Source organism: Streptomyces sp. NPDC058307, assembly GCF_042880295.1.
In the GTDB taxonomy this organism is placed as follows: Bacteria; Actinomycetota; Actinomycetes; order Streptomycetales; family Streptomycetaceae; genus Streptomyces.
Window position 1 is genome coordinate 6,456 of record NZ_JBHVYZ010000099.1, and the last position, 11,222, is coordinate 17,677.

General features: G+C 70.1%; 9 protein-coding genes. 4 read left to right on the forward strand and 5 right to left on the reverse strand.

The window, feature by feature from the left end; translation table 11 throughout:
* Positions 1-158: 158 nt before the first annotated feature.
* Positions 159-875, forward strand: coding sequence for a hypothetical protein (locus tag ACFVYN_RS38955; protein ID WP_390007103.1), 717 nt, complete (start codon positions 159-161; stop codon positions 873-875).
* Between the two features lie 35 nt (positions 876-910).
* Here ACFVYN_RS38955 and rbsD read toward each other — a convergent pair whose 3' ends face one another.
* The 5 genes from rbsD to ACFVYN_RS38980 all read right to left on the reverse strand — a co-directional run bounded on the left by rbsD (position 911) and on the right by ACFVYN_RS38980 (position 6,756).
* Positions 911-1,300: a D-ribose pyranase gene (rbsD, locus tag ACFVYN_RS38960; protein ID WP_390007104.1), complete on the reverse strand. Its 390-nt coding sequence runs from the start codon at positions 1,298-1,300 to the stop codon at positions 911-913.
* Positions 1,297-2,199, reverse strand: coding sequence for a ribokinase (locus ACFVYN_RS38965; protein WP_390007106.1), 903 nt, complete (start codon positions 2,197-2,199; stop codon positions 1,297-1,299). Before ACFVYN_RS38965 ends, rbsD begins: the two co-directional genes overlap by 4 nt.
* Positions 2,200-2,265: 66 nt before the next feature.
* Positions 2,266-4,203, reverse strand: coding sequence for a substrate-binding domain-containing protein (locus tag ACFVYN_RS38970; protein WP_390007108.1), 1,938 nt, complete (start codon positions 4,201-4,203; stop codon positions 2,266-2,268).
* The gene (locus tag ACFVYN_RS38975; protein WP_390007110.1) at positions 4,193-5,719 is read right to left on the reverse strand and encodes a sugar ABC transporter ATP-binding protein; all 1,527 of its coding nucleotides are present in this window, start codon (positions 5,717-5,719) and stop codon (positions 4,193-4,195) included. The genes ACFVYN_RS38970 and ACFVYN_RS38975 overlap by 11 nt, the downstream gene beginning before the upstream one ends.
* A complete protein-coding gene (locus ACFVYN_RS38980; protein ID WP_390007112.1) occupies positions 5,716-6,756 on the reverse strand; it encodes a LacI family DNA-binding transcriptional regulator in 1,041 nt (346 codons plus the stop codon). Before ACFVYN_RS38980 ends, ACFVYN_RS38975 begins: the two co-directional genes overlap by 4 nt.
* Before the next feature lie 213 nt (positions 6,757-6,969).
* On the opposite strand from ACFVYN_RS38980, the gene ACFVYN_RS38985 reads away from it, so the two are divergent.
* From ACFVYN_RS38985 to ACFVYN_RS38995, 3 genes are all read left to right on the forward strand, one after another.
* Complete coding sequence (locus ACFVYN_RS38985) at positions 6,970-7,335, forward strand: hypothetical protein (RefSeq protein ID WP_390007114.1); 366 nt, start codon at positions 6,970-6,972, stop codon at positions 7,333-7,335.
* An 84-nt stretch (positions 7,336-7,419) separates the two neighbouring features.
* Positions 7,420-9,669: an ATP-dependent RecD-like DNA helicase gene (locus tag ACFVYN_RS38990; protein ID WP_390007116.1), complete on the forward strand. Its 2,250-nt coding sequence runs from the start codon at positions 7,420-7,422 to the stop codon at positions 9,667-9,669.
* A gap of 264 nt (positions 9,670-9,933) precedes the next feature.
* Positions 9,934-11,222, forward strand: a 1,289-nt coding sequence (locus ACFVYN_RS38995; RefSeq protein ID WP_352384175.1) for a citrate synthase, incomplete at its 3' end; no start/stop codon positions are given.

An 11,222-nucleotide genomic window follows, 5' to 3' on the forward strand; every position in this document is an offset into this window, starting at 1 on the left:
CTTCCCCCGCCCCGGCGGTCTTTTTTGGCTTCTGGACGCCTGGTGGGGTTTCGGGGGGGTGGGGGGGGTTCTGTGGGGGTGGTTTGCGTCGGGGGGCCCGGGTCATTGGACCGGGCCCCCTCGAAGTATGCCCGCGGTCCACTCAGCAGCCTTCCGAAGTGGCCGGTAAGCCTGTTGCCGCCAGTGGCGGCCGTCACCCGCGTTACTGCTGGCCCGCAACGGCTGCCGACCCAGGGGGACGACTTGCTCCGCATCCACTTCACTCCCGAGGATCTCGAGAGTTCATCCGCTACTTCGAGCTCCCCGACCTGGACTTCATCCGCCGACACGGCCTGAGCGCGAGCGCCGGGATCCCGGGCCCCACGCCCGCCGCGCCGGCTTCGGGCACCGCATCCGCCGCGGCCCCCGCGCGCCCCGGCACCGCCGCGCAGACACGGCGCTGCCGGGCCGAGGGCGCGGCAGCCGCGGACGCGCTGCGCGACAGCTATGCCGACCTCCAGGGCCGCTGGTTCTCCGAACTGATCTCCCTGCGCGATGATCCCGGCACGGTCGAGGCCCGGCGGAACCTTCCCGACTGCCTGGCAGGCCGCGGCATCCAGGCCCGCGACGAGCAGACCTTCATGGCCGTCGCCCAGGCCCGCGAGGGCAGTGCCGCCCCCGCCGATCTCCCGCGCACGGAAACGGAGTTGGGACGCGTCTACGCCGACTGCATGCGCCCCGTGGAGGCCGTCCGCGACCCCGTCCGCCTGCGCACACGCACTCAGTTCCTCACCGACCACGCGGTCGAGGTACGCGAGCTGCGCACGGCCCTCCTCCCGGCGGTCCACCGCGCGGAGCAGCGCTACGGTCTGCGCATGGTCTTCCCCGCGCCGTGAACTCCGGCCGCCGGAACCCCTGTCCGCGTCCGAGGCTAGAAGAACACCCCGCATCTGAGCAGCACATTCGCGTACGGCCGTGCCTCCCCCGTGCGTACGACGAGCCGGGCGCCCGCCGACAGCTCCTTGAGCCTCTCGTGGGAGACCAGGTGCAGCTCGGGGAAGCGGGCGTCCAGCAGCGACGAGGCCTCCGCGTTCGCGGACCGCACCTCCTCCGCCGCCGTGCCCGCTTCCACGACCAGTTCGGTGAGCAGCCCGTCGAGGACCTCCGCGAAGGACGGCACCCCGGCCCGGAAGGCCAGGTCGACCACGCGCGGCCCGTCGGGGATCGGCATCCCGGCGTCGCACACCAGCACCCCGTCCCCGTGCCCCAGCTCGGCGAGCGCGCCGGAGAGCTGGCGGTTCAGTATTCCGGCCTTCTTCACAGGGCCTGGACCTCCTCCGCCGTGGGGAAGGAGTCCTGCGCACCCTTCCGGGTCACCGCGACCGCCCCGACCCGGGACGCGTACGCGGCGGCCTCCGCCAGCCCGGCACCGGCCCCCAGCCGGGACGCCAGCGCCGCCGTGAAGGCGTCCCCCGCGCCCGTCGTGTCCACGGCGTCGACCTTCACCGACGCCACCCGGCTCACCCCCGCCGAGGACGCCACAAGGGACCCCTCGGCGCCCAGCGTCACCACCACCGACCGCGGTCCCTTCGCGAGCAGCAGCCGCGCCCAGTCCTCCGGGGCGTCGCTCACACACGCGTCCCCGAGGATCACCTTCGCCTCGTGCTCGTTGACGATCAGCGGATCACAGGCCACGAGGACCTCGGTGGGCAGCGGCCGCGGCGGCGACGGGTTCAGCACGAACCGGCTGTCGGGCGACAGGTTCCGTACGACCTCCACGACCGTCTCCAGCGGGATCTCCAGCTGGGTCGACACCACCCGGGAGGCGTGGAAGAGGCTGACCGCGGCCCGTACGTCCCCCGGCGTCAGACGTCCGTTGGCACCCGGCGAGACCACGATGCTGTTGTCGCCCGACGGATCGACGGTGATCAGCGCGACCCCCGTCGGCGCCCCGCCCACCAGCACCCCCACCGTGTCGACGCCGGCCGCCCGCAGCGAGTCGAGCAGCAGCCGGCCGTGCCCGTCGTCGCCGACGCGGGCCAGCAACGCCGTACGCGCGTCCAACCGGGCCGCCGCGACCGCCTGGTTGGCGCCCTTGCCGCCCGGGTGCACGGACAGGTCCGAACCGAGCACCGTCTCGCCGGCCGCCGGCCGCCGCTCCACGCCGATCACCAGGTCGGCGTTGGCCGACCCGACGACCAGAAGGTCGTAGTCGTACATGAGTGACTCCCCTAGTCGGTGACGGGGGGCGGGCGGTCGAGGCGACCGCCCGCCCGTACGCCGTTGTCAGCCCGTGAAACCTGCCACGTTCTGCTTCGTGACCACCTTCACCGGCACCTTGACCGTCTCCTCGACCTTCTTGCCCTGAAGGGCCTTCAGCGCGTTGTCCACCGCGATTCTGCCGAGTTGGGAGGGCTGCTGTGCGACGGACGCGTACAACGTGCCGCCCTTCACCGCCTTCAGGCCGTCCGGAGTGCCGTCGAAGCCGACCACCTGGACCGACGTTCCGGCCTTGGAGCCCAGCGCCTTGATCGCGCCGAGCGCCATCTCGTCGTTGGCGGCGATGACGCCCTGGACGTCCGGGTGGGCCTGGAGCAGGTTCGACATCACGTCGAGGCCCTTGGTGCGGTCGAAGTCGGCGGGCTGCTGCGCGACGACCTGGATGCCCGGGTACGCCTTGAGGCCGTTCGCGAAGCCCTCGGCGCGCTCCCGGGCGGCCGACGTGCCCGCCTGACCCTGGAGGATCACGATCTTGCCCTTGCCGCCGAGCTTGTCGCCGATGGTCCTGGCGGCGAGCTCACCGCCGGCGATGTTGTCGGAGGCCACGAGGGCGTCCGTCTTCGCGTTGTTGACGCCGCGGTCGACCGCGATGACCGGGATCTTCGCCTTGTCGGCGGCCTTCACCGAGTTGCTCGCCGCGTCCGAGTCCACCGGGTTGACGATGATCGCGCCGAGGCTCGAACTGGTGAAGTTCTGCAGCTGGTTGGCCTGCTGGGAGGCGTCGTTCTGGGCGTCCGTGACGGTCAGGTCCACGCCCAGCTTCTTGGCCTCGGCCTGGGCGCCCGACCGGATCTGCACGAAGAAGGGGTTGTTGAGGGTCGACAGCGACAGACCCACCTTCGGGTTCGCCGTCGAGGACGAGTCGTTGTGCAGGAAGGAGGTCGCGCCGACGATCGCCACGGTGACCACGGCCGCGAGACCGTACGTCGCCGCCTGGCGCCCCTTGCCGCCCTGCGAGGCACCGGCCACCGGGGTCGCCCCCGCCTTGCGGCGCAGGGTGTCCAGGAGCACCGCCAGCGCGATGACCACGCCGATGACGACCTGCTGCCAGAACGCGGACACGTTCAGGAGGTTGAGGCCGTTGCGCAGGACCGCGAGGATCAGCGCGCCGATCAGCGTCCCGGACGCCTTGCCGGTGCCGCCCGCGAGCGACGCGCCGCCGATGACGACCGCAGCGATCGCGTCCAACTCGTAGCCGTCGGCGGCCTGCGGCTGCGCCGAGGACAGCCGGGCGGCGAGCACGACACCGGCCACGGCCGCGAACACACCGGACAACGCGTAGATGGCGAGCTTCTGCTTCTTCACCCGCAGCCCGGACAGACGGGCCGCCTCCTCGTTGCCGCCGATCGCGTACATCGAACGGCCGATGTACGTCCGTCCCAGCACGAAGGCCGCGACGAGCCCCATGACGACCATCACGAGGACGGGCACCGGCAGCCAGCCGCCGAGCGTGTCACCCAGGTGGGAGACCGAGTCCGGGAAGGCGATCGGGGAGCCCTCGGAGATCACCAGCGACAGACCGCGCGCCACCGAGAGCATCGCCAGCGTGGCGATGAACGGCGGGAGTTTGCCGTACGCGATCAGGAAGCCGTTGACGAGACCGGCCGCGATGCCTGTCACCACGGCGAGGACGACCGCCAGGAAGACCGGTACCCCGTGCGTGGTCGCGCTCCAGGCGAGGACGGTGGCCGACAGGGCCGCCACCGAGCCCACCGACAGGTCGATGCCCGCCGAGACGATCACGAAGGTCACACCGAAGGCGAGGATGGCCGTCACGGCCGCCTGGACGCCGACGTTGAGCAGGTTGTCGGTGGTCAGGAAGTCGCCGGACAGCGCCGACATGGCGATGACCAGGATGATCAGCGCGGTCAGCGCGCCGTTGTCGAGCAGGAGACGGCGCAGGCCACCCGCGCTCGCCCCGCTCTTGAGCGTGTCAGTGGCCACCGGGGGCCTCCTTGTCGGTCTGTACGGTGTTCGTGCTGACGGCGAGTGCCATCACGGAGTCCTGGGTGGCCTCGTCGGCGGTGAGTTCGCCGGCGATCCGGCCCTGGGCCATCACCAGCACCCGGTCGCTCATGCCGAGCACCTCGGGCAGATCGCTGGAGATCATGAGGACGGCGGCACCGGTCGCGGTGAGTTCGTTGATCAGCTGGTAGATCTCGACCTTGGCGCCGACGTCGATCCCGCGCGTGGGCTCGTCGAGGATCAGCACCTTGGTGTCGGCGAGCAGCCACTTGCCGATGACGACCTTCTGCTGGTTGCCGCCGGAGAGCGTCCGTACGTGCTGGTACAGGCCCGCCATCCGCACCCCGAGCTGCTCGGCGATCCGCGCGGCGGCCTCCCGCTGGCCCTTGAGGTCGACGAGCCCCGCGCGCGTGGCGGCCCGCATGGTCACCAGACCCAGGTTCTCCTCGACCGACTGGTCGAGCACCAGGCCCTGGCCCTTGCGGTCCTCGGGGATCAGACCGATCCCGGCCGCCATGGCGGCACCCACGTCATGCCCCTTCAGGGCGGTCCCGGCGACGTGCACGGCCCCCTTGTCGTACGGGTCCGCGCCGAACACGGCCCGCACGACCTCGGTACGGCCCGCTCCGACCAGCCCGGCGATGCCGACCACCTCGCCGGCGTGCACCTCGAAGCCGATGTCGTGGAAGACGCCGTCGCGCGTAAGGCCCTCGACCTTGAGCAGGGCCGGACCCCTCTCGCCGCGCTCGCGCGGGTACTGCTGCTCGATCGACCGCCCCACCATCAGGCGTACGAGCTCGTCCTCGGGCGTGGTGGCCGGGACCTGCCCGACGGACCTGCCGTCGCGGAGCACGGTGACCCGGTCGCCCAGGGCGGCGATCTCCTCCAGATGGTGGGTGATGAAGACGATCCCGACCCCGTCCTCGCGCAGCCTGCGCACGATCGCGAAGAGCCTGTCGACCTCCTCCGAGGTGAGCACGGCGGTCGGCTCGTCCATGATCAGCACGCGCGCGTCCAGGCTGAGCGCCTTGGCGATCTCGACCATCTGGAGCCGGGCGATGCCGAGTTCACGCACACGCGCGCGTGGCGAGACGTTGACGCCGACCCGCTTCAGGAGCACCTCGGCGTCGGCCTCCATCGTCCTCCGGTCGATCATCCCGAAGCGGCGCGGCTGCCGGCCCAGGAAGATGTTCTCGGCGACCGTCAGATCGGGGACGAGGTTGAACTCCTGGTAGATGGTGGCGATGCCCAGCCGCTCGGCGTCCTGCGCCCCGCGGATGTGCACCTCCTCACCGTCCGCCACAACGCGGCCCTCGTCGGGGTGGTAGGCGCCCGACAGCATCTTGATCAGCGTGCTCTTGCCGGCTCCGTTCTCGCCGAGCAGTACGTGCACCTCGCCCCGGCGCAGGTCGAAGTCGACGCCGTCGAGCGCGACCACGCCGGGGAAGGACTTCCGTATGCCCTCGATGCGCAGCAACTCGTCCTCGTTGCTCACGACTCGCTCCTGTTCGTTACGGGGTTCACTGCGACGTTCTTCGGGGAGGGCTCGCCGCAGGAACGGCGGACGACGAGACGGGCGGGGAGCGTGACCGACGCGGGCGGCCGCCCCTCGATGCGGTCGACGAGCGCGCGCACGGCGGCCCGCCCCAGTTCGCCCGTGGGCTGGGCGATCGCGGTGATCGGCGGATCGGTGTGCACGAACCACGGGATGTCGTCGAACGCGGCCAGGGCGAGGTCCTCAGGTATCCGCAGCCCACGCGCGCGTACGGCGTCCAGCGCGCCGAGTGCCATCAGGTTGTCGGCCGCGAAGACGACCTCGGGCGGCTCGGGCAGGTCGAGGAAGCCCTCGGTGACCCGCCGCCCGCTCTCGGCCTGGAAGTCGCCCTGCCCTATGTAGGCCTCGGGCAGCTCAAGGCCGTACGCCTGGAGGGCCTCCCGGAAGGCCGCCACGCGCTCCTGACCGGTCGTGGTGGCGGCGGGCCCGGCGATGATGGCGAGCCTGCGGTGCCCCAGCGCGTGCAGATGGGCGACGAGATCGCGCACGGCGGCCCGCCCGTCGGCCCGCACCACTGGCACGGCCACGCCCGGGATCCAGCGGTCCACGAACACCATCGGCGTCCCCGCGCGCACGGCGTCCAGCATCAGCGGGGAGCCGCCGTCGGTGGGGGAGACCAGCAGCCCGTCGATCCGGCGGTCCAGCAGGTTCCGTACGTGGTGGTCCTGCAGATCCGGGCGTTCGTCGGCGTTCCCGATGATCACGCTGTAGCCCAGCGCGCGGGCCTCCTGCTCGACGGAGCGGGCCAGCTCGCCGAAGTAGGGGTTCAGCACGTCGCTGATGACCAGGCCGAGGGTGTGGGTCTGGTCGGTGCGCAGGGAGCGGGCGACGGCGTTCGGGCGGTAGCCCAGGGCCGCGACGGCGGCCAGCACGCGTGTGCGTGCGTCCGCGCTGACCGACGGATGGTCGTTGAGGACCCTCGACACCGTGGCGACGGAGACCCCCGCCTCGGCCGCGACGTCCTTGATGCTCGCCATCGTCGCTCCACCTCCTCGTGGAACTGGTGGAATCGATTACACGATCCCTTGTAGGGAGGATTGGAATCGATTACACGCCGATTGGCAAGACCCCGCGACCGGATCGTGATGTCGCGGGCCGTGCGAGGACGGATCAGGCTGGAAGGACCAGGACTCTTCTCAAGTGCCAGGAGTCTTTGCCTCGAGGCCATGGCGGGCCGGAGCGGAGGAATCATGACGGCGGCCACTCACGACGAGGTACCCGTCGTCCTCGCGGGCGACGGGTTGGAGGTGCGCACCAAGCCCATCGGCGGCGGCATGTCCGTCGGCTACTTCCGGCTGCCGGAGGGCACGGACATGGGCCCCGCCCTCAAGGGCCTCGACGGCGACGCGTGCCAGTGCCCGCACTGGGGCTACTTGCTGAAGGGCCGGCTGAAGATGCTCACGCCCACGGGCGAGGAGGAGTACGAGGCGGGACAGGCGTACTACTGGGGACCCGGCCATGTCCCCGTCGCCCTGGAGGACTGCGAGTACGTGGACTTCTCCCCGACGGAGGACCTCCGGACGGTGATCGACCACGTGAGGTCAAGGGCGGGGTAGACAGGTCGGGTGCGCGTGGGACTCTGCACGCTCCGATCCCGGAGACCGCCGGGCGCTGTCGGTGCCGGGCGGTACCGTCGGATCATGACCGATCAGGCGGGGGCCTCCGCGGGTGAACGACGACTGGCCGTGCTCGAAGGCGTACTGGAGCGCATCACGTACGCCAACGAGGACAACGGCTACACGGTCGCCCGCGTCGACACCGGCAGAGGCGGCGGCGACCTTCTCACCGTCGTCGGCGCGCTGCTCGGCGCCCAGGTGGGGGAGTCCCTGCGGATGGAGGGGCGGTGGGGCTCCCACCCGCAGTACGGCAAGCAGTTCACCGTCGAGAACTACACGACGGTCCTGCCCGCCACCGTCCAGGGCATCCGCCGCTATCTCGGCTCGGGGCTCGTCAAGGGCATCGGGCCCGTCTTCGCCGACCGCATCACCCAGCACTTCGGCATGGACACCCTGAAGATCATCGAGGAGGAGCCGAAGCGGCTCGTCGAGGTCCCCGGCCTCGGACCCAAGCGCACCAAGAAGATCGCCGACGCCTGGGAGGAGCAGAAGGCGATCAAGGAGGTCATGCTCTTCCTCCAGACCGTCGAGGTGTCCACCTCCATCGCCGTGCGCATCTACAAGAAGTACGGCGACGCCTCGATCTCCGTCGTGAAGAACCAGCCCTACCGGCTCGCCTCCGACGTCTGGGGCATCGGCTTCCTCACCGCCGACAAGATCGCCCAGTCCGTCGGCATCCCGCACGACAGCCCGGAGCGCGTCAAGGCGGGCCTGCAGTACGCCCTTTCGCAGTCCACCGACCAGGGGCACTGCTACCTCCCCGAGGAACAGCTGATCGCCGACGCGGTCAAGCTCCTCCAGGTCGACACCGGCCTGGTCATCGAGTGCCTCGCCGAACTCGCCCTGCCCGACGAGGAGTCGGGGGACCCCGGCGTCGTACGCGAGAAGCTCCCCGGCCCCGACGGCCATGAGGTCACCGCCGTCTACCTCGTCCCCTTCCACCGCGCCGAACTCTCCCTCGCCGCCCAGCTGATGCGGCTCCTGCGCACCGACCAGGACCGGATGCCGGCCTTCCATGACGTGGCCTGGGACAAGGCGCTGGGCTGGCTGAAGTCCCGTACCGGCACCGAACTCGCCCCCGAGCAGGAGGCCGCCGTGAAGCTCGCGCTCACCGAGAAGGTCGCCGTGCTCACCGGCGGCCCCGGCTGCGGCAAGTCCTTCACGGTGCGCTCGATCGTGGAGCTGGCCCGCGCCAAGAAGGCCAAGGTCGTCCTCGCCGCCCCCACCGGGCGGGCCGCCAAGCGCCTGGCCGAGCTCACCGGCGCCGACGCCTCCACCGTCCACCGGCTCCTGGAGCTGAAGCCCGGCGGCGACGCGGCCTACGACAAGGACCGTCCGCTCGACGCCGACCTGGTGGTGGTCGACGAGGCCTCCATGCTGGACCTGCTGCTCGCCAACAAGCTGGTCAAGGCCGTTCCGCCGGGCGCGCACCTGCTGTTCGTCGGGGACGTCGACCAGTTGCCCAGCGTCGGTGCCGGCGAGGTCCTGCGGGACCTCCTCGCCGAGGGCGGCCCGGTCCCGGCGGTGCGTCTCACGCGCGTGTTCCGGCAGGCCCAGCAGTCCGGTGTGGTGACGAACGCGCACCGGATCAACGCCGGGCAGCACCCCGTCACCGACGGCATGAAGGACTTCTTCCTCTTCGTCGAGGACGACACCGAGGAGGTCGGCCGGCTCACCGTGGACGTGGCGGCCCGTCGGATTCCGGCCAAGTTCGGCCTCGACCCGCGCCGGGACGTCCAGGTGCTCGCCCCCATGCACCGGGGCCCAGCGGGCGCAGGCACGCTCAACGGACTGCTCCAGCAGGCCATCACCCCGGGCCGACCCGACCTCGCCGAGAAGCGGTTCGGCGGCCGGGTCTTCCGGGTCGGCGACAAGGTCACCCAGATTCGCAACAATTACGAGAAGGGCACCAACGGCGTCTTCAACGGCACCGTGGGCGTGGTCACCTCGCTCGACCCGGTCGACCAGCGCCTCACCGTGCTGACGGACGAGGACGAGGAGGTGCCGTACGAGTTCGACGAACTGGACGAACTGGCCCACGCGTACGCGGTGACCATCCACCGTTCCCAGGGCAGCGAGTATCCGGCCGTGGTGATCCCGGTCACCACCAGCGCCTGGATGATGCTTCAGCGGAACCTGCTGTACACGGCGGTCACCCGGGCGAAGAAGCTGGTCGTCCTCGTCGGTTCGCGCAAGGCGATCGGTCAGGCGGTGCGCACGGTCTCGGCGGGACGGCGCTGTACGGCGTTGGACTACCGGCTCTCGGGCCGGTGAGGACCGCCAGTGGAACGCCGGCGGAGCGCCAAGGGAGCGTCAATCGTGAGACAGCACAAAAAATGATCGATCAAATGAGTCACGTGGGTCACAGAGCTCTTCCGGAAGCGGTTGCGGAGGGGCAGGATGAGCAAGTTGGCGGCACTCAGTGCCGCTGATACGCCCAACGGCCGACCCCGAGTGCACTCTCCTGCGCCAAATGGGGGATGGTAGAGACAGTCAGGGCAACCTCGAAGAAGAGGCACAACGTCGGTGAGGGATGACGTGAGCGACAACTCTGTAGTAGTGCGGTACGGCGATGGCGAGTACACCTACCCGGTGATCGACAGCACCGTCGGCGACAAGGGCTTCGACATCGGGAAGCTCCGCGCCCAGACCGGTCTGGTCACCCTGGACAGCGGCTACGGCAACACCGCCGCCTATAAATCCGCCATCACCTACCTCGACGGCGAGGCCGGCATCCTCCGGTACCGCGGCTACCCGATCGAGCAGCTGGCCGAGCGCTCCACGTTCCTGGAGGTCGCTTACCTCCTGATCAACGGTGAGCTTCCGACCGTCGACGAGCTCTCGGCCTTCAAGAACGACATCACGCAGCACACCCTGCTGCACGAGGACGTCAAGAATTTCTACCGTGGCTTCCCGCGCGACGCCCACCCGATGGCCATGCTGTCCTCGGTCGTCTCCGCGCTGTCCACGTTCTACCAGGACAGCCACAACCCCTTCGACGAGAAGCAGCGCAACCTCTCGACGATCCGGCTGCTCGCCAAGCTTCCGACGATCGCGGCGTACGCGTACAAGAAGTCGATCGGCCACCCGTTCGTCTACCCGCGCAACGACCTCGGGTACGTCGAGAACTTCCTGCGGATGACCTTCTCGGTCCCGGCGCAGGAGTACGAGCCCGACCCGGTCGTGGTCTCCGCCCTCGACAAGCTGCTCATCCTGCACGCCGACCACGAGCAGAACTGTTCGACCTCCACGGTCCGCCTCGTCGGCTCGTCCCAGGCGAACATGTTCGCGTCGATCTCCGCCGGCATCAACGCCCTGTGGGGCCCGCTGCACGGCGGCGCCAACCAGTCGGTGCTGGAGATGCTGGAGGGCATCCAGACCTCCGGCGGTGACGTCGACTCCTTCATCCGCAAGGTGAAGAACAAGGAGGACGGCGTCCGCCTGATGGGCTTCGGCCACCGGGTCTACAAGAACTTCGACCCGCGCGCGAAGATCATCAAGGCCGCCGCGCACGACGTCCTCTCGGCCCTCGGCAAGTCCGACGAGCTGCTGGACATCGCGCTCAAGCTGGAGGAGCACGCGCTCTCCGACGACTACTTCGTCTCGCGCAGCCTCTACCCGAACGTCGACTTCTACACGGGCCTGATCTACCGCGCCATGGGCTTCCCGACCGAGATGTTCACGGTCCTGTTCGCCCTCGGCCGCCTCCCGGGCTGGATCGCCCAGTGGCACGAGATGATCAAGGAGCCGGGTTCCCGCATCGGCCGCCCGCGCCAGATCTACACGGGCGTGGTCGAGCGCGACTTCGTCCCGGTCGAGCAGCGCTG